The sequence below is a fragment of the Nostoc sp. genome, assembly GCF_036917095.1.
Classification (GTDB): Bacteria; Cyanobacteriota; Cyanobacteriia; order Cyanobacteriales; family Nostocaceae; genus Nostoc.
This window is the reverse complement of sequence record NZ_JBALFH010000022.1, coordinates 207000-227045: the sequence shown is the minus strand read 5'-3', so window position 1 is coordinate 227045 and position 20046 is coordinate 207000. Positions and strand designations below refer to the sequence as shown.

The 20046-nt window shown below is 42.8% G+C and carries 16 protein-coding genes; 5 read left to right on the top strand and 11 right to left on the bottom strand.

Features of this window, described 5'->3' with window-relative positions; genetic code table 11:
* Positions 1-233: 233 nt before the first annotated feature.
* The 11 genes from V7L01_RS12045 to V7L01_RS11995 all read right to left on the bottom strand — a co-directional run bounded on the left by V7L01_RS12045 (position 234) and on the right by V7L01_RS11995 (position 13222).
* Positions 234-2894, bottom strand: a complete 2661-nt coding sequence (locus tag V7L01_RS12045) for an MGH1-like glycoside hydrolase domain-containing protein (RefSeq protein WP_335034970.1) — start codon at positions 2892-2894, stop codon at positions 234-236.
* 96 nt (positions 2895-2990) lie between these two features.
* Positions 2991-5018, bottom strand: a complete 2028-nt coding sequence (locus tag V7L01_RS12040; RefSeq protein ID WP_335034968.1) for an amylo-alpha-1,6-glucosidase — start codon at positions 5016-5018, stop codon at positions 2991-2993.
* Between the two features lie 219 nt (positions 5019-5237).
* Positions 5238-6011: a glucose 1-dehydrogenase gene (locus tag V7L01_RS12035; RefSeq protein WP_335034966.1), complete on the bottom strand. Its 774-nt coding sequence runs from the start codon at positions 6009-6011 to the stop codon at positions 5238-5240.
* A gap of 430 nt (positions 6012-6441) precedes the next feature.
* Positions 6442-7239 (bottom strand): MIP/aquaporin family protein, encoded by a 798-nt coding sequence (locus tag V7L01_RS12030; RefSeq protein WP_335034964.1) that lies wholly within the window; start codon positions 7237-7239, stop codon positions 6442-6444.
* A 272-nt stretch (positions 7240-7511) separates the two neighbouring features.
* Positions 7512-7949, bottom strand: coding sequence for a VOC family protein (locus tag V7L01_RS12025; protein WP_335034962.1), 438 nt, complete (start codon positions 7947-7949; stop codon positions 7512-7514).
* 37 nt (positions 7950-7986) lie between these two features.
* The gene (locus tag V7L01_RS12020; RefSeq protein ID WP_335034960.1) at positions 7987-8808 is read right to left on the bottom strand and encodes a nuclear transport factor 2 family protein; all 822 of its coding nucleotides are present in this window, start codon (positions 8806-8808) and stop codon (positions 7987-7989) included.
* Positions 8809-8945: 137 nt separating this feature from the next.
* Positions 8946-9317 carry a nuclear transport factor 2 family protein gene (locus V7L01_RS12015; protein WP_335034958.1) on the bottom strand — a complete coding sequence of 124 codons (372 nt, stop codon included), beginning with the start codon at positions 9315-9317 and terminating at the stop codon, positions 8946-8948.
* Positions 9318-9443: 126 nt separating this feature from the next.
* Positions 9444-9893 carry a hypothetical protein gene (locus tag V7L01_RS12010; protein ID WP_335034957.1) on the bottom strand — a complete coding sequence of 150 codons (450 nt, stop codon included), beginning with the start codon at positions 9891-9893 and terminating at the stop codon, positions 9444-9446.
* 38 nt (positions 9894-9931) lie between these two features.
* Positions 9932-11680, bottom strand: a complete 1749-nt coding sequence (locus V7L01_RS12005; protein WP_335034956.1) for a thiamine pyrophosphate-binding protein — start codon at positions 11678-11680, stop codon at positions 9932-9934.
* Positions 11674-12501, bottom strand: a complete 828-nt coding sequence (locus V7L01_RS12000) for a type 1 glutamine amidotransferase domain-containing protein (protein WP_335034955.1) — start codon at positions 12499-12501, stop codon at positions 11674-11676. The genes V7L01_RS12005 and V7L01_RS12000 overlap by 7 nt, the downstream gene beginning before the upstream one ends.
* A gap of 37 nt (positions 12502-12538) precedes the next feature.
* Positions 12539-13222, bottom strand: coding sequence for a DJ-1/PfpI family protein (locus V7L01_RS11995; protein WP_335034953.1), 684 nt, complete (start codon positions 13220-13222; stop codon positions 12539-12541).
* A gap of 626 nt (positions 13223-13848) precedes the next feature.
* Between V7L01_RS11995 and V7L01_RS11990 the strand changes: the two genes are divergently transcribed.
* The 5 genes from V7L01_RS11990 to V7L01_RS11970 all read left to right on the top strand — a co-directional run bounded on the left by V7L01_RS11990 (position 13849) and on the right by V7L01_RS11970 (position 19868).
* Positions 13849-14565: an NHLP leader peptide family RiPP precursor gene (locus V7L01_RS11990; protein WP_335034951.1), complete on the top strand. Its 717-nt coding sequence runs from the start codon at positions 13849-13851 to the stop codon at positions 14563-14565.
* Between the two features lie 337 nt (positions 14566-14902).
* Complete coding sequence (locus V7L01_RS11985; protein ID WP_335034949.1) at positions 14903-16492, top strand: GMC oxidoreductase; 1590 nt, start codon at positions 14903-14905, stop codon at positions 16490-16492.
* A 186-nt stretch (positions 16493-16678) separates the two neighbouring features.
* Positions 16679-17302, top strand: a complete 624-nt coding sequence (locus tag V7L01_RS11980; RefSeq protein ID WP_335034947.1) for a UbiX family flavin prenyltransferase — start codon at positions 16679-16681, stop codon at positions 17300-17302.
* A complete protein-coding gene (locus tag V7L01_RS11975; protein WP_335034945.1) occupies positions 17299-18786 on the top strand; it encodes a UbiD family decarboxylase in 1488 nt (495 codons plus the stop codon). Before V7L01_RS11980 ends, V7L01_RS11975 begins: the two co-directional genes overlap by 4 nt.
* A 68-nt stretch (positions 18787-18854) precedes the next feature.
* Positions 18855-19868 (top strand): catalase family protein, encoded by a 1014-nt coding sequence (locus V7L01_RS11970; protein WP_335034944.1) that lies wholly within the window; start codon positions 18855-18857, stop codon positions 19866-19868.
* Positions 19869-20046 lie beyond the last annotated feature (178 nt).

Genomic DNA, 20046 nt, shown 5'->3' with positions numbered 1-20046 from the left:
CGCGAACGGGATGGCTTCGCCTTATACCAATTCAATTAATGATTTCAACACATCCTTGGGTAAAGACGCGATGAATCGCGTCTCTACAAATGGTATATTTGTAGCATTTTTGACAATTGGTATTACGTACCTTTCTCTACCAGAGGCTGCGCCAAAGGGTTCTCCAAAGGAGTACGCAATGACATACTGTAAATGATTGACCGGACACGATATATTTTCCCAAAAATCTGAAATTAATCTGACAGTGCCTGTTCTGCACATTGCTGGATTAATTTGGCGATTAAACCTGTCCAACCAGTTTGATGACTAGCACCAATACCAGCGCCATTATCTCCATGAAAGTATTCATTGAATAGAATCAGGTCGCGCCAATTTGGGTCAGTTTGGAATTTTTCTGTTCCACCATAAAAAGGTCGTTTACCAGAACCATCTGCCAGAAAAATTTGGATCAGCCTTTGAGCTAATTCAATTGATACTTCTTTGAGCGTCATCATTTGGCCTGAACCGGTGGGGCACTCTACTTTGAAATCGTCGCCGAAGTAGCGATAGAATTTTTGTAGCGATTCTAGCAGTAAATAATTAATGGGAAACCAAATTGGCCCGCGCCAGTTGGAATTACCGCCAAACATCCCTGTGCTAGATTCAGCAGGTTCGTAATCTACTCGATACTCCCGACCATCTACGGTCAAAGTGTAAGGATGAGACGCATGAACTTTAGAAACAGAGCGAATACCATAAGGGCTGAAAAATTCTGTTGCATCTAACATTTTTTCTAGAATGCGACGGAGTTTATCTGGATAAGCGATCGCTAGCAGTCGGCGCTCACCAATTCCTTGTTTGTGCATACAAGCAATATTTCGGGTCAGATCGGGGCGATTTTTCAGAAACCATTGCGTCCGCTCCCTAAAACCTGGGAGCTGTTTTAAGGTCTCTGGTTCTAAAATGCTCACCGCACATAATGGAATTAGCCCTACTAGCGATCGCACTTTCATCGGGAATTGATGGCTATCAGGTAAATGTAGAGCATCGTAGTAAAAGCCATCAGTTTCATCCCATAGCGCGATTTCAGTTTCACCAATGCCGTTCATGGCATCAGCAATATATAAGAAATGCTCGAAAAACTTGCTGGCGATGTCTTCGTAGGTGGAATTTTCTTTGGCTAACTCTAGAGCGATGGTCAACATATTCAGAGAATACATCGCCATCCAACTTGTACCATCTGCTTGTTGCAGATATCCACCAGTTGGTAGCTGAACGCTGCGATCGAAGACACCAATATTATCCATACCGAGAAAGCCACCCTGAAAGATATTTTTGCCCTCAAAATCTTTCCGGTTAACCCACCAAGTAAAGTTCAGCAGCAATTTTTGAAAGACACTCTCCAGAAATTTTTTATCCGCACGACCATAGATTTTTTGCTCAATCTGATAAACTTGCCATGTTGCCCAAGCATGAACCGGCGGATTCACATCACCAAAAGCCCATTCATAAGCTGGTAGTTGACCGTTAGGATGCATATACCACTCGCGTGTTAAGCGGCTCAGTTGCAGCTTGGCAAAATCCGGGTCAATCATGGCGAGCGGAATTACATGAAAAGCTAAATCCCAAGCCGCAAACCAAGGGTATTCCCATTTATCGGGCATGGAGATTACATCGTCGTTAAATAAATGAAACCATTCGTGGTTTCTGCCATTGAGCCGTGATGCTGGCGGTCGGGGGTCAGCCGGATCGCCTTTTAGCCATTGGTCGGCTACATAGTAGTAAAATTGTTTGCTCCATAGCATCCCAGCAAATGCTTGTCGCTGTACATTCCGCTTGTCTTCTAACATCGGCAACGGACATATTCGCTGATAAAATTCATCCGCCTCGTGCTGGCGCTGTTGCCAAACTGTATCAAATTCAGTCCCGAATGGTGCAGTTAAATTTTGCCCGTCACTTAACCGCAATCGTACTGTCTTGGTTTCACCTGCACCAATGTGCAATTCGTAACGAGCCGCAAACTTAGTACCAATCCGACTAGGATTGATAGCCGTTTTTTGCCCATTCACTACATAATTATTTATGCCATCTTTAACGTATGGCGAAGCATTGCTGACCCCAAACAATCTTTGATTATTAGTCTCATTTTCTGTAAATAGTAGTTCTGGAGTTTCATTACAGTACAGCCATCGAGTTTTTAAAGAAGGGTGATAAGCTTCAATGGAGCTGAGGTCAGAGTTAGATTGGCTAATTTTTAACCACGGCTTCTCTTCTTGATTAGAAGTCCAAGACCAGGTGTTGCGAAACCAAAGCGTTGGTAACAAATGCAGTGTTTTTGCTTCTGGGCCTCGGTTAATCGCGCGGATTTCAATTAAAATATCGTCGGGTGAAGCCTTAGCATACTCAACAAATACATCAAAATAGCGGTCTTGGTCAAATATACCTGTGTCGATTAATTCAAACTCTGGACTTTGGCGACCTCTACGGTGATTTTCTTCTACCAACTGGCTGTATGGAAAAGCAGCTTGGGGATATTTATAAAGATATTTCATGTAGGAATGAGTCGGGGTGTTATCCAGATAGAAGTAATATTCTTTAACATCTTCTCCGTGATTCCCCTCATTCCCGGTGAGGCCGAAAAGTCTCTCTTTGAGAATTGCATCTTCACCATTCCAGAGAGCGATCGCAAAACATAATCGCTGATGATTATCAGAAATTCCCCCAATCCCATCTTCTCCCCAGCGATAGGCGCGAGAGCGGGCATGGTCGTGGGGAAAGAATTCCCAGGCGGTACCATCAGGGCTATAGTCTTCCCGCACTGTTCCCCACTGGCGTTCGCTCAAGTAGGAACCCCATCGTTTCCAGTAGGCTGTGCGATCGCGATCTGCTGCTAATCTTGCTTCTTCTTGGGTCATAGCAATTTAGGATTTTGGATTAAAAATCTTTAGCACAAGGTTGTTTAAAGTGGCTCAAACAATACTATTTATGCTGATTTTGGATGAATGCAAAACTTAAAATTCAGAATTCTCTGTGGTAGGTTCTGTTGCTATCCAGGCGCGAAGCACTTCTGCGACCGTCCAGGCTTGAGCAATACAACCCCGTGGGGTGAGTGGCTCATCGCCATCAAAAATTTCACTGAGACTACCGACGCCGTGAGCGCGTAGATGATTAGCCATTGGCTCAAGTAAGCTTCGAGCTTGGGCTGGATTGTTGAAAACACGCAGGTGGGCTAAAACAAACGGCCCAATCAGCCAGCCCCAAACCGTTCCCTGGTGATAAACACTATCTCGCTGAAGCCGATCTCCACCGTAATGACCTTGATATTGGGGATGGTTGGGGTCAAGACTGCGTAGACCGTGGGAGGTGAGAAGCGATCGCGCACAAGATTCCACTACACTCCGTTGTTGAACTGGAGTTAGGGGGCTTTCTGGTAACGACACAGCGAATATCTGGTTTGGTCGCAATGAATCGTCGTGTCCTTCAGGCCCATCTAGAACATCGTAGCAGTAACCAACTGCATCGTTCCAAAAGCGCTGAAATCCTGTATTTGCAAGCTCTTGCATCTGCTTGTATTCTTGGTAAGGCTTACCCAGCTTTTGTGCAAAGTTTGCCATAGTTCCCAAAGCATTACACCACAGGGCATTAACTTCTATGGGTTTGCCAATGCGTGGCGTAACCACCCAATCATCAATTTTAGCGTCCATCCAGGTGAGTTGGACGCCTGCTTCACCTGCATAAATTAGACCATCATTCGGGTCTAGGTGGATGTTGTAGCGCGTTCCTTGACGATGCCAATTAATAATCTCTGCTAGCACAGGAAAGAGTTCACTTAGCAGTTCTTCATCTTTAGTTGCCGCATAGTAAGCGCGAATCGCTTCAAAGTACCAGAGGGTTGCATCTACTGTATTGTATTCTGGTGCTTCACCGACATCGGGAAAGCGGTTAGGTAACATACCTTGGTCTACGTAGCGGGCAAAAGTACGTAAAATAGGGCGTGCCACCTCTGGACGACCAACCGAGATTGTCAAACCAGGTAAGCTAATCATTGTATCCCGCCCCCAGTCACCAAACCAATGATAACCAGCAATGATTGTTTTGCCGTTGGGTTGATCGGGCAATGGGCGACTAACGATGAATTGGTCGGCAGCGAGGACTAGCTGATGCACCCACTCTGGATCTGCTTTGGCATGTACACGGCTTTGTTTCCAGAATTCCAGCAGCTTTGGCTCAAGGGAGCGAGGTAACTCTAAGGCTACTTGGCCATTTAACTCTGGATGCATCTCGGTGCTGGCAACAAAGGTGAGCGATCCACCGGGCTGGAGGGTAGCGTCAAAGGTGGCTGCATGTAGATGATCTTCGCGATCGTCGAGTCCGCGATCGCGTTCTCTGGCTAAATCGAATTCATAATACCACTCGTGGGCAGGTGTTGCATGTCCCCCTGAAGCGCAGCGATCGCCCTTAGGCGAATCGCTTAATAGATACAATGGCACAGCTTCCTTAAAAGCAGTAACACGGACACCATGTTCAATAGCATCAACGTTCATCTGCCAGCCTCGTGCATGTGTGTTACCGTGATAATCCCGATAATTTACCAGTGCTTTCAGCTTTAGCATCAGTGGTTGAGTGGCACGACGCAGATAATATTGAACATAGGTGGTATTGCTGCCGGGTTGCATCCATATACGTTTTTCCAATAAAGCATCCGCACAAGCAAATCGCCATGTTGGTATTGTGCCTTCTAACTCGAACGATTCAATGTGCTGATAACCATCTGGATTAACGGCTCCACCAGCCCAACGGTTGGCTCCAAGGGAATAATTGCGTCCGTCATATAGAGCCGTTTCATCTAACTTAGCTAATAACAGAGTTCTCATCAGCGGTGGCTTCAATGCTGCCACGAGTAATCCGTGATAGCGACGCGTAAGTATACCTGATACTGTGCCTGAAGCATAACCACCGATACCATTAGTTACCAACCATTCTCGCCCTGCTGCCAGATCGAGAACACCACAAGTTTCGCGTCCAAAGTTGATACTCATAAGTGATAGTACGTTCTGTAGTCCAGATCGCAAAAACTCTAGAACGGTAGAGCCAACACAAACTAAGCTGTTTCACATAAAGGTTGCATATTTAATCTCTTTACTTCTGCGCCTAATAAGGTTAAATAAATTACTTTTAAACCGCAGAGGCACAGAGAGAGCAGAGAGAAAAAAACAAATTTTAGGAGTCACCTTGAAAGGGTTAGCGTTCTAGCTTACCTATTGCTCATGATAGCTCCGACTCAATCCTCCATCTACATAGAAGGTTGCGCCTGTGATGTAGTCAGCATCGGCTGAGGCTAAGAAAGCAACTATAGGCGCAATATCCTGGGGCTTACCTAAGCGACCCAAGGGAATATTTTTTAACAGCGCTGCTAATTTTTCGGGGTCATTTAACAGCTTACTATTGATTGGTGTCTCAATTGCTCCAGGAGCCACGTTGTTAATTGTAATTCCCAGAGGGCCAAGCTCAACTGCTAGGTTACGCATCGTCATCTTTACACCGCCCTTGCTGGCACAGTAGGCAGTGAAGTGGGGGAATGCTATTTCCTCATGGGTAGAGCTAATATTGATGATTTTGCCGGTTCGCTTGGTTTCGATAAAGTGCTGCACTATTGCTTGAGTCGCGAAAAATGTCCCTTTGAGGTTGAGATTAATCACTGCATCATAGTCGGCTTCGGTGATGTTCCAGAAGTCAGCATTCCGACCGTCGATACCAGCATTGTTCACTAAAATGTCTAACTTGCCAAAGTATTGAATACCCTGGTCTAGAAGTTGACGGATGTCGCTAATTACACTCAAGTCAGCTTTAACAGTTAAACCTTTGCTGCCAGCAGCTTCTACTTTCGACAGAGTTTCTTGAGCGCCTTCGGGATGAGAGCGGTAATCAATCACAACATCTGCACCTTGTTCAGCAAGATGTACGGCAATAGCTTGGCCAATTCCTCCACTACTACCAGTTACTAAAGCTACTTTACCTTCTAGTTTCTTCATTGTTTTTCTCTTTCTAGAGTATTTTTATGTTTTCAGGGCTTATAAAAAAGGAGTCAGAATTAAGTGTGAATTATGTACGGGTGGCGGATAAATATGAGGTGAAATATCGCACTAAATCTTCTCTCATTGGAGACGATGTGCGAAGGATTTAGTCGTCTTCAATTAGTAGCTGCTTTAGAGGATGTTTGAAAAGTATTTCACTGTGACTTTAGACACTTTCAGATCCCCCCAACCCCCCGATAAATTGGGGGCTTTAATTCCGGTTCCCCCCTTTTTAAGGGGAGCCAGCGAGGTCTTGGGGTCTCCCCAAGTGGAGCGACTGGCGTGGGCTAGGGGGGATCGATAACGTTTTGCTACCGACGAAAGGACTTTTAAAACAACCTCTTAACCCTAAAGTAATTTATCTTGAATCTTGAATTCTTCTTTAAAGCTACAGATGCGGTACTTTAACATTCTTAAAAATACAACGATAATTGGGAACATGAAAAAGTTTGCCTGTCAAAACTTCGCGTTCACCCATAGATATCAGTTGAAAAGCTCCTACGGCAGTTAATGCACCTAGTGGAGATGCAATACAATAAAGCCATTGATTTTGCCAAGACCATGCTAGAAAAGCAGGCCCAATGCTGCGTGCTGTATTCAAACTAGTGCCAGAAATGGGCGCTCCTAACCAAACCATAGTTGCCACGAGAAGCCATGCCATTAGAGGAGTCCAGCGTAATAGCTGATGATGACTCAAGAAGATAAAGATAGACAGCACTAACAGAAATGTCATGAAAACTTCAGCAATAAATACATACCACAATGGATAGCCTATCCCAGGTGAAGTGATACAATAATTGACGCTTATCAGGTAATTTCCCCACAAAGCTAATGCTAAAGATGCGCCAATAATTGCGCCAATAAATTGACCGAAAATATATCCAATTAAGTCATATTTATGCATTTTGCCTTGCAGCCAGAATGCCAAGGATAAGCAGGGGTTGAGGTGCGAACCACTCAGTTTCCCTAAAGGGGAAATGCTAAATAATGCACCACTTCCAGCAAAAATGAGGCCATTAATTAATAAACGAGGACTCACTGCGGGGATGAGATGCTCCATAGGCAAGCCTTTGGCAAAATTGAAGGTGATTATACTGAATCCAACCAAGAGATTGAAAGCAGTTCCCACCAACTCTGCACCATATTCAGGCCAATTAAGGGTTTTCCAATTTGTGAAAGTATTCATGAGTTTCTTACTGGCGATCGACAATTAAGCTTTATACAGCAATTCCATTTAGGTTTTGAACAAAGATTAGCTCCTCAATCGGAATTTTTATTCTGAAGTTGTTCATCTCCTATTAAGAAATGCTGTATATAGTTAAGGGACTTCCAGTTAAAAAAATATCCCATCCCTGCGGGACGCTCCGCGAACGTAGGGGCGCAAGGCCTTGCGCCCCTACAAATCTATAAATAATTTGGGATAATTTATTTTTTGCAAGTCCCTAAGTTGAAATTACCTCAATTGGACTGCAATGGTGGGGGATTATCCTGATCGACGTATCCCTGGCTAATTTCAACGATATTACCATCTGGATCGGATACCCAAACCGTTCGCCACCCAGGAATAAAGGTATCAAAGTTGAGTGGCCCAAGGGTTACTTTTGCATCTTTGCCGATTTCAGCGAGTTTAGCATCAACATCATCAACCTGAAAACCAAAATGACGCCAAGCTGGATAGGTAGGCCCGTCTTCGTTGGCTACAGGGACGGGGGTTTCTCCTTTTGCTTGGAAGAGTTCAAGGTACATATCACCCAATTTCAGAAAGACAATCTGCTCATTATTGCCAACTGGTGCAACCCTTGCTCGCTTAAAGCCGAAATATTTCGTGTAGAACTTTTCAGTTGCAATCGGATCTTTGCAGCTGATTGCCATTTGAGAAACTTTTAGCAAAGCCATTACTTCAGTCCTTACTGACAGAAAAAAGTGAACTTAGTTATGCGTATGTCCCATCGGGGTACTGAATTACACCAGCAAAGTGAACAGCGATTTTGCGATCGCGCAGCACCCAGTTATCATAGAAACTCACCTCGCCAACGTCGCCATTGACGCTTCTGGTCTTCAAGTTTTCGACTATCATCAGCGTGTTCTCAGTTTCAGCCCACTGGTGAAGCTTGACCTCAAAATCTTCTAGACTGAAGATGCGACTTTCAAAGAACTCTTTGAGTGCTTGACGACCACGCACGTAAATCGGTTTGCGATTCTCGGTCAAGGTGCTAATCAGCAGGACATCTTCTGCATATTGGTTGAGTAAACCATCAACATTCTTCGCTTTAATAAAACCGATATGCTCTTTATAAAGCTTGCCCAATGGAGATGTGGGTACTTCTGTTTTAACTGTTTCTGCATTTACATAAGTTTTATCTGGATACTGAATTACACCAGCAAAATGGATAGCTATTTTTCCATCTTGCAAAAACCAGTTATCGTAGAACTCCACACTACCGACTTCACCGGTCTTACTTGTGGTGGTTAACTCCTCCACCATCATCAACGTGTTTTCGGTTTCAGCCCATTGGTTTAGCCTGATTTCAAAATCTTCTAAACCGAAAATACGACTTTCAAAAAACTCTTTGAGTGCTTGACGACCTTGTACGTAAAGCGGTTGGCGGTCTTCAGTTAAGGTGCTAATGAGCAGAGCATCATCAGCATACTGGTTCAAGATACCATCAACATTTTTAGCTTTGATAAAACCGATATGTTCTTTATAGAGCTTGCTGATGGGAGAAACAAGCAATTGTTCTATTGGTGTACTCATGGTAGTCCTAGTATGTAGGGGATTAAGACTGAAGTAACTTATGGTGAAGATGGGAATAAAACCGAGTTGCACTAAGTTAATTAGTTTGTATCTACGTTGCTAACTCGTAGGCATCGCCTAAAATTTGCGCTATTCTATTAAACCCAAAAACCAAAGTGATAAGCAATTTGCCCATTACGGATAGTCCAGGCATCGCCAACTGATACCAGACCAAGTTTACAGTTGAATTTTGCTTGGAAAAAAATAGCATCTTCTGCTTCTGTAAAATCTAGGGATTTAATATCAATATATTCAATTGTTTTCAGGTAGTCGTGAAAGAATGTTTTGATATTTTCACGCCCTTTAATTGTGATTGGTGCAGGTGTATTCTCAAACCCATTAAAGAAGGTGATTAAAACAGCATCTTCTGCATAATCCCTATCCACCATTTCATCGATTTTTCCGGCAGAAATAGTTTCTAGATGTTTGTCAAAGAATTGCCGTCCGGGTGAAATTGTTGAAACCGTCATTTTTATATCCCCTGTAATTGTTATAGAACTTATGAGTATGGAGCGCTAATCACTACAGATAATTATTTTTTTCGTGGTTATGTGCGCCCCAAAACTTCATTTCTTCACGGATGTCTGCAAACTTTTTTAAAGACGGGCAGACCCTTCGTAGTAACTAAGTGAATCAACAATATAGGTTGCAATTACTGGCTTACCAGTTTGAAGCGATCGCTTGACTATCCAAGTTTGATAAGCATCTAAAACAATGCGTTGACTTTTGGCTGCTGGTGGATTCCACACGCTAGCTTCCCATTTGACGATGACTTGAACAGTCGCTTCGTCTCCTAAAGCTTGAACGTTGACTTGCTTTAAAGTATGGACTTCATCAAAGAAAATGCCGATAACGCGATCGTACCAACCTTTAAATCCATCAAAACCATAAACTGTAGCTTCAGGAAAGCGCATTTCTAGACCATCTTCAGCTAGAAAAGGAATATATTCTTCCAGCGGAGCGTGAACATCTAATTTTAAATACCAATCTGCTGCCAGTTGCTTAATTTCCGAAGCTGTTAAAGGTGCTACGTTAGTTACCGTCATGATTTTTCTCCTTGTTAATAAGTCAAAATTTCAACCGACTATTGACCACATTTGACGCCAATCTTTGTACCGACAATTTCGTTTGTTAGTACCAAATCAATCAAAAATGGGCCATTGTGTTCCAATGCTTTTTGGATAGCTGGAGCAATCTGATCTGGCTTTTCTACCCGAACAGCTTGAACCCCTAAAGATTTTGCTAATTCAGCGAAATCGATATTTGGGTTGCACAGGTTAAAAGAAGATGGATAGTCATGTTCTGGTATTTCCTGCTCGCCCCAATAATGCAGAATGTTGAGCTTCAGGATTTGATAGCTGCGATTATTACAGATGACAAATTTAGCATCTATATTGTGGTGGGCAGCAGTCCAGAGAGCTTGGATAGTATACATACTGCCGCCATCACCCGTGAACGCAACTACAGTTTTATCTGGATTAGCCAACTTAATACCGATCGCTCCAGGAATACCAACACCTAGCGAACCGCCTCGTGTTTGGTAATATTGCCCTAGTTTTATCGGTGGAATATACCGACAAAGTTCGGGAGAATTGGTAATGGCTTCATCGAAAATAATTGCATCTACTGGCAAATGGGCAGCTAATTCTTCTGCAAAACGAGTCATATGCAGAGGTACTGAATCCCGAACTGCCTTATCAGCTTCCAATCGAGCCGCCGATTCCCGCTTCTTGTCCTCAGCTATCCGGCTAGCCCTAAGAGAAGCCTCTTGCTTCTGTTCGGGTGTCAAAGTTGACTCAAGGGCAGTGCTTAATTTGCTCAAACTAGTTTTCGGATCGCCAAGCAGTCCCAGATCCACCGGAAAATTCTTCGCTATTTCGTAGGTATTCAAGTCAATGTGAATTACTTTTGCTGACTTGGCAAAAACTCCAGACAGTGCCGGAAATACCTCTGGAAAAACGTAGGTTCCAGTAATCAAGATTACGTCTGCTTGTGATGTAATGCGACGGCTATCGTCCCCAAACATGTGACCCAGCAGCCCTCCGAATAGAGGATGTGTGGCGCTCATGTTCGCTTCCGATGAATCTGCTCCCCAAACTTGTGCGCCGACGAGTTCGGCTACATTTGTCAACTCAGCCTGGGCATCGGAAAAAGCTACACCATCGCCCATAATAATTAGAGGATGTTTAGCAGCGGCCAATAAAGTTGCTGCTGTTGCCAGTCGATCGGGTTCGGGTGCAACCCGTGTCACTGGAAAAGAAGTCGGAACAACCTCTTCATAATTAGGAGCATCAAGGATATCCATCGGCAGGGAGACGAACACCGGCCCCATAGGAGGCGTAGCAGCTATTTTGATGGCTCGGCGTAGCACGCGTAACAAAGAAGAAGGATCGACTACCCTAGTTGACCATTTTGTTACAGGTTTGGCCATGCTGACTAAATCTGCTGCCATTTGGGCATCCATCGCATCGTAGCAAATACCAGCTTCGCCAGCCAATACTACTAATGGTGCATGACCGCGCATGGCCTGATAAATCATTCCGATGCCATTGCCCAAACCAACTCCGCTATGGAGTTGCACAATAGTAGGCTTTTTGGTGGCGCGGGCATAGCCATCGCCTGCACCTACTGCGATCGTTTCTTGCAATGCAAAGATATACTCAAATTCTGGATAATAGTCTTTTAAGGCATCTAGAAACCCCTGCTCAACTGTGCCAGGGTTGCCAAACATGTAATTTATACCATCTGCCAGAAGTTGTTCGATGATTGCAAAGCGACCATTTCTGTTAGCCATCAAAGGCTTATCGTTGCTCTGTTTGGTCAAGCTTACCATCCGTACCGCCTCAGTCCTTTATCCAGAACTTCCACTAACTTTTGACCAGTTGTATAAGAATCTGCGGTAGACCGACCTGTGATAAATGGATAATCGACAATCACGGAGATTTCTTTGCCAAAATTACCGTGATATGCTCCATCTGGGCCTGTAGCATCTTGGAGAATATACTCTAGAGGATAGGGAGGTGGCCCCATATTAATATCTGCGCCAACAAATCCTGTGCCATCCTTGTAATCATATTCCTTGCAATGGCCTGTGACGTGCTTACCCCGAATAATGCTCTTGCGGTCTGCTAAGTCACGAGCAAAGGCGAGACAAGTTACACCGTAGCATTCTGCTGCGATCGCCTTACCCTTTTTGTAGAAACTCAGAATCAGGTCGTGAACCCGATGGTTATTTACTAAATCAACAATAGGGCCGCTACCACCGACTATCAGTAGAGCATCGTATTGTTCCAAATCCTTCTGCACTTCATCAAGTGCATTGTTATATGCTTCCATTTCCCGAAGGAATTTTTCAGCACTCCAGTAAGGGCGATCGGGCAACCATTCTGACAGGATGATTGGGTTGTCCAGCCGTGGGTTCTTAGGATCTTCCAAGTGCTTGACTTTTTCTGCCATCTCCTGGGAGACAACAGTCCGGCCTAAAGGTGGGTCGATATAAGTAGCATCCATACTAGGAGGAAGCGCTACTGGCCTTTTTCCTGTTGGAGTTGCAAAGTCAACCTGATACCCCGCAGCATCGAAAGTTTCTAAAGGCCCTACCAGTTCTTCACCCCAATAACCATATTCCGATAAAATTATGAGAATTTTTTTCACAAAATTGTCTCCTAGCCATGAATTAGTTTTGAGATAATTAGCTTGCAACTTTCAGTCTTGAAACAGAGGTAGTAGCCCTTCTGTTTGAGAAACGATTAGTGGCGATAAATAATTGCTGGATTTGTTCGGTAATCGCATCAATGAATGGTTCAACCTCGTGTTTTGAGCGACCAGTAACAAGGTCGCCGTCCACCACAACACCTGTAGGTGATGTTGTATAAACTGCACCAGCATTGAGAATATCTGCAAGGACAACCTCATGGCAGATAACTTGTCGGTCTTTGAGTAACTCAGGTATTGGTGTTAGTATCCAAAGACCGTGGCAGAGTGCGCCTTTAATAATCCTGGGATTTGCCATTGCCTTGGCATAAAACTGTACAGCCGGTGAAGTGCGAACTTGTTCAGCACTAATTGGTTGACCTGTTGGTGGCTCAAAGTAACGCAGACGCACGCTAGTATAGTTAGCGGTCATAATCACAGCCGCATAGTCGTTAACATCTACGTTTTGAAAATCAATATTTACATCTATTGTTCTAGGCGTATTGCCCGTATCTTCATCACTGAAAAAACGAACACTCGGCTGATTCCAGAGCCTAGACATCAGATGTACCGTTGCTTGAAGTTCTGAGAAGCGCTTTTGATATGCTTCAATTTCTTCAGGGATGAACTCACTTTCTAGAAGAATTGCGATTTTTTTCCCACCAAGGGATCTAGGTATCATATTGGTTCAATATTCTTAGGGTCACTAAATTCTTAATTTGGAATGTATGTGACTTATTCTTAAGCCTTTAGCAATCACTTTAAAGAGACTGAAACATAAAGACAAGGGTGAATGTTTTGCAGAAAGGTTACTTTTTTTATTTACTGAATTTTATGTAAATCAGGACTTACGCACAGTCTACGAATTCTCGGCGCTCTTCTCTAACGAGACGCTACGCGATGGCGTCTTCTCTGCGAGACGCGAAGCGCTATGGCGGTTCGATAAATTAAGCTTTTTAGCAATTTTTGCGTAAATCCTGTAAATATAAAAAACCTAAAACAAAATAGCAAGAGCCAGCTTTATAACCTTTTTTTCGCACCTTTAGCTAATAATACCCTTAAACAAGCGCACCAAAACAATGTAAACTAACTACGAAATTTTAACCCTTGCGATCCTGTTTTGTAGTTTTTAAAATAAGGTCAATCCTAGTCACGGCGAAATAAGACAAGCTCGAACCATTAGCATCGAAATTACCGCATACTAAGTCCCAGCTTTTGGTAGTTGCGAGCGCTAAACCCGTGTAATACCAAACAATTTTTATCTTTCCCATACAACCAAACTAACCTTAATTTGAAGGATAGCTAATCATGGTCACAACAAATGCTTCTGTTTCAGATACCTCTACTAACTTCCCCAAAGTCAAAAAGCTTTGGTCAGATGTAGATATCACGAATTTTGGCCCTTATTATGAGGCTTTACAAGCACGACTGATCGATCGCATTTGGAATGATGAATCACTCAAGCAAGAAATACTTACCAATCCCAAAGCTGTATTTGAAAGAGAAACAGAAGTTACATTTCCCGCAGATACAGAAGTTAGAGTATTAGAAGAACCAGAAAATACCTTCTACTTTGTACTTCCTGCAACTCCACCAGTAGAAGAGCATTGGTATAGATATGAGCAATTTTCTAGCTGGTGGCCAATTATCGATACTTTCTGGTATTTTTATTACCGACTTGGTGGTTCTACCAAAGCTAGAGCTTACAGAGAGTGTTTACAAGCGTTATGGATAGTTCGCTCTTGGACTAATGAAACTTTCCGTCAGCAACTCCTTACCAATCCAAGATCCATATTTGAAGGAGAAATGGGAATACCATTTCCTGCTGATTTAAAGATTCAGTCATTAGAAGAAACCTCAAATCTCGTCTACTTTATTCTTCCTAAGAATCCGCAATTCGAGAAACTTGATAGCAATTCAACTGTTGGCGAGTGGTGGAAAGCATCACATGGTTTATGGTGGTGGTATACCTCATTACGGTTCCGTCAACCAGCTAAGGATACAGTCACGGGAGTGGTCGGGTAACTAAAGATAACTACGGCGTGTTGCAAACACGCCGTAAAATACTCATTGGCTAACTCCAAAAACTGTACTTATTCACCGATATTAAGGCGATTGTCATTACTTATAAAGTTAAGTTAAAAGGGAAAAAATTGCAATTTTAGAGGATTTTAATGAGTAATTTAATTTGTTTGTTACTTAAAAAGTATAACTGCGATCGCCTCGATATTGGTTTTTAGCAGCTTTTGTAAATTGAACCTCTATTGCAGTTTAAACAAGAAATACAAGCTCCTAAATTGTTTTGAATTGCTTAAGCTTTTTCTACTCTTCATCTATCATCAAAATTTGATTTGAAAGTTGTATGTTTCATAAAAAATTTCAGCGTCGTCACTTTATTCAGAGTGCTGCCTTATTTTCTGCTGGTGTAGCAGCCTCAGTTGTTTCTCCTCTTAGAACTCGTGCTAGTGATGATTATATAGAGGCACTAGTAATTGGTAGTGGTTTTGGTGGGGCTATTGCAGCTTTACGCTTGGGACAGGCTGGTGTTAACACACTAATTTTAGAGCGAGGTAAGCGCTGGCCTATTACACCTAGCCAAAATACTTTTGCTACTTTCAATAATCCTGATGGTAGAGCCTCTTGGCTAAATACAACATCTGTGTTTGGTGCTACTGTAGATAGATATACAGGAGTCTTTGAAACACTACAGGAAAAAGGAATTATTGTTGTCAATGGTGCTGGTTGGGGTGGTGGATCGTTAGTTTATAACGCTATTACTTATAAACCAAAACGCCAAATATTTTATAAAGTATTTGACCGTGCTGTTGTTGACTATGATGAACTAGATTCAATCTATTATCCTCGAGTTCAAAAAATGCTGAAATCATCACCAATTCCACAGGATGTTTTAGCTACTACTTACTATGGCAAAACCCGATTTTTCTTAGAAAATGCAAATAAGGCGGGCTTGCCAAGTTTTCTGATGGATCTAGCTGTAAATTGGGATGTAGTTCGTCAAGAAATTAATGGCTCAAAAGTACCTTCTGCTATAGATGGTCAATGTTGGTGGGGAGTTAATAGCGGAGCAAAAAATAGTTTAGATCAAAATTATCTTCCTCAAGCAGAAAATACTGGTCATGTCGATGTTTTACCTCTTCACGTAGTTACAGATATTGCCGAAATACGTGGCGAAAAAAAATATCGTGTTTTCTGCAATCAAATCAATGAGTCAGGGGAAATTATTCAGAAAAAAACCTTTACCTGCCGCTATTTATTTGTAGCAGCTGGCTCTGTCGGTACTTCTAAACTTTTAGTTAAGGCTAGAGAAAAAGGTACATTACCTTACTTAAACAACTTTGTTGGGAAAGAATGGGGAACTAATGGAGATAACATTACGATTAGATCGGATTTAGGCCCTGTAACAGGTAATGGAGGAACTGCGGGTGCTGCGATTGAACAGCTTGACGGCCCAACTCCTATAGTTGTAGAGAGTCTTGAACTGGGGAACAATCTTAACGGTATACAATCTTGTTTGGGTCTGGGTATTCCTTGTCCAGCGGGTAAGTTTAAGTACGATCCGTTTACGGATCGTGTCAACTTAAATTGGCCAAAATCTGTAGACGATCGCATCGTCAAAAAGACAGAAAGACTTTTCAATACCCTTGACAATAGCCTTAATAATTTTGGTAGAAAGCCTCGGCATGAAACTAAAGAAGGTATGATGCAAACAACATCCCAAAATAATGATGCTGCTATTACTGGCCATCCTTTAGGAGGAGTTCCAATAGGAAAAGCTTGCGACCCATTTGGACGAGTATACGGATACAACAGACTTTATGTTGTCGATGGCTCACTTATTCCAGGTTCTGCTGCTTGTGCTAATCCTTCTTTTACCATTGCAGCTTTAGCAGAACGTTGTTTAGACAAAATCATTGCACAAGATATTAACTAGGTCGTTGTCAAAATTTCTAGTTGGAATAAATCAAAAGACAAAAGGCAAGAAGCAAAAAGGTTGTAACCTAGCTTATCTTCCTTTGCATAGTTTGGTTTGATTGTGCCAACTTACTTAATAGTTAATTACTCATGTCTGCAAGATGATGTTTTAAACCGATGTCAATCTCTTAACAGGTAATAAAAAATGGTCGAGAGACAACGCTTAATTGTTGGCATTAGTGGTGCAACAGGAATAGTTTACGGCATCCGATTATTAGAGATATTGAAAAAAATAAATGTTGAAAGTCATTTGGTTGTGTCAAAAGCAAGCCACACAACTCTCGCCCATGAAACTGATATGACTGCTGAACAATTACGAAAGTTAGCTGATATCAGTTATTCAACTTGCGATATCGGAGCAGCAATCTCTAGTGGCTCATTCAAGACAATGGGAATGGTAATTGCCCCCTGTTCTATTCGTACCATGTCAGAAATTGCTAGTGGTGTGACGAGTAATTTGCTCACCCGTGCTGCTGATGTGGTACTCAAAGAACGTCGCCGCCTTGTGCTGATGGTTCGTGAAACACCCCTCCATGCTGGCCATCTCAAAAGTATGCTTGCAGTGACAGAAAGTGGAGGTATCATTGCACCACCTATGCCTGCTTTTTACACTCGCCCGGAAACATTGGACGACATCATCAACCACACAGTTGGCAGAGTACTCGATCTATTCGATATTGATGCTAGATGTGTTAAGCGTTGGGGCGAAGACATTAACGAGTACGTGTGGAAACAAGATTTAGAAAAGAAAAAGGTTGCAAGTAAATGATCCGGCATCTGAAGAGTCTTAGAGAATACATTGATGCTTTAAAAGCGATCGACGAGATCCAAGAAATCGACAAAGAAGTAGATTGGAACCTTGAGATTGGTGCGATTATACGCCGCTCTTACGATCTGAAATCTCCTGCGCCACTGTTCAACACTATCAAAGAGATTGAAAAGGGGTTCCGAGTGCTGGGTGCGCCAGCTGGTGTGAGTCGCCAACCAGGGCTTTATCTATGTCGGGTTGCGGTGTCGCTAGGTCTGAATCCAGATGCAACGGGTCAGGAAATTATTGAGGCTTTGGCACAAGCTCATAATAAAACGCCCATTCCACCAAAGCCAGTCAAAAGCGCTCCCTGCAAAGAAAACATCTTCCTCCACGATCGAGTAGACCTACTACGTTTGCCAGCCCCCCTGATTCATGGGTGGGATGGCGGACGCTACCTAAACACCTTTGGCACGATCGTCGCACAGACACCGGATAAAAAGTGGACTAACTGGTCTATTGCCCGAATCATGATTTTAGACAAGAACCGGATGACCGGAATCGTCTCTCCAAAACAGCACATTGGAAAAATCCACGCGATGTGGAAGGCCTTGAATAAACCCATGCCCTTCGCACTTGCTCTCGGCTGTGAACCAGTGATTCCTTTTGTATCAGGTATGCCTATTCCTGAATATGCGAACGAGTCAGATTTTATTGGAGCTTATTTGGGCGAACCTGTCGAGGTTGTGCAGTGTGAGACTGTAGATTTATTCGTTCCTGCCACTGCTGAAATTCTAGTTGAAGGAACACTCTCCCATACTGAAACAGGGCCAGAAGGGCCTATGGGCGAATACGATGGATATTCCTGGCCTGGGATGAGTACGAACAAACCAGTTTACAATGTCACTGCAATTACCTACCGCAATGACCCGATCCTGCCAGTTGTGGCGGCAGGGGAACCGGTTGAGGAAGATCATACGGCTTTTGGGCTGCCCCATGCTGCTCAGACACTGCACGAGTTACGCGAACATCAACTTCCAGTGACAATGTGTTATGTGCCTCTAGAAAGTGCTTGCCACTGGCTAGTCATTGCTATGGATAAAGAGTGGCGGACAAAAACCAATTTCAACTCTCAAGAGTTAATTCAAACCATCGGCAAAATTCTGTTTAAATCCCACGCCGGATTTGGCATTCCTAAAGTTTTGCTGATGGAAGACGATGTAGATACAACTAACACCTCCGAAGTGGTGTGGGCTTTTGCTACTCGTTGTCACCCTGAAACTGGCGAGATACATTTCCCGATGGAAGATATGGCTCCACTTCCTGTCTATCTACGTATACAGGAAAAGAGGGGATTAATGAGTACCAAAGTTATATACAACTGCCTGAGTCAAGATGATTGGACACCCACTCAAAAGCCAGTACGCGCTTCGTTTCGCAGCTTGTGGCCTACAGAGATTCAAGAACGGGTGCTAAACAATTGGAACGCCTATGGCTACCGTTAACGGCGTTGTCTTTTATCTCCGTATTTCGATAATTAATTACTTCAGCTAAGATTTGCCAGGAGAAATATATGACCATTCTTTCTAATTCTAAACAAGAAGCAACAACTGATGCAGTTTTAACAGCCAGTCTTCAAGAACAACAGGAAAAAGGCCCAGACCTCCGGCAAATGCATACAAAAAGTCATGGTTTGGTGTGGGGAGAATTCATTGTTGAGAATGATATTTCTGAAAATTTGAAAGTGGGTATTTTCGCTAAACCGCAAACATATCCTATCTGGGTTAGATTTTCCAACGCTTCACCACCAGAAAAACGAGGCAAGTTAAAGTCAGATCGAGAACCTGATGTACGTGCCATAGCAATTAAGCTGATGGAAGTAGAAGGCCAAAAAGTTTTAAATGATGAAGAAAAAACTCAGGATTTTATCCTCATCAATCATCCAGTTTTCTTTATTCGAGATGCTCAAGGCTATCTTGACCTTGGTAAAGCAGGAAGCGGGCAAGCAACGCCGGAGTTACTACAATCACTGCAACCGACATTTGCCTTACTCCAAGAAATGTCTAGCAAGGAAGTGGTTAATCCAATCGATGTCCAATACTGGAGTACAACCCCCTATAAACTGGGTTCTCATGCAATTAAATTCTCTGTTAAACCCCAGTTAACAAATGAGGCTCAAGGGTCAAAATCTGATTCAGATAATTACTTGCGCGAAGCTCTAGTTCAACGTCTGACAAATGATAGAAAAGAAGTCAAACTTGACTTTCTAGTTCAGCTGTATGTGGATGATGAGAAAACCCCAATCGAAGACCCTACGAAAGAGTGGAAGGAAAGTGATTCGCCATTTATTAAAGTGGCTACTATCAAAATTCCTAGCCAACAGTTTGATTTTGAAGAACGGAAGCGATTGGATGAGGGTTTCTCATTTTCGCCTTGGCATACCTTACCCGAACATGAGCCATTGGGTAGTCTAAATTTAGCTCGCAAAAAAATCTATCAAGAACTTGCACAATACAGACATGAGTATGTTCAAAAGCGCTTAATAGATCCTCAACCATATAGTTCTATTCAGGATGAACCGCAATAAATAGATAAAGGTCTGATTTTTCTGATTCTTTTAAAGAACTTATCTTGAAAATTTCAGTCAGAGTTTTCCAGTAATTAGCTAGCAACCAAAACTGACAGACGATTTGAGCAATTATCACTATATAAATGTTCGTGAAAGGTTTAAGAGTGTAATGTTAAAAATCGTCTGTCATTCTTTC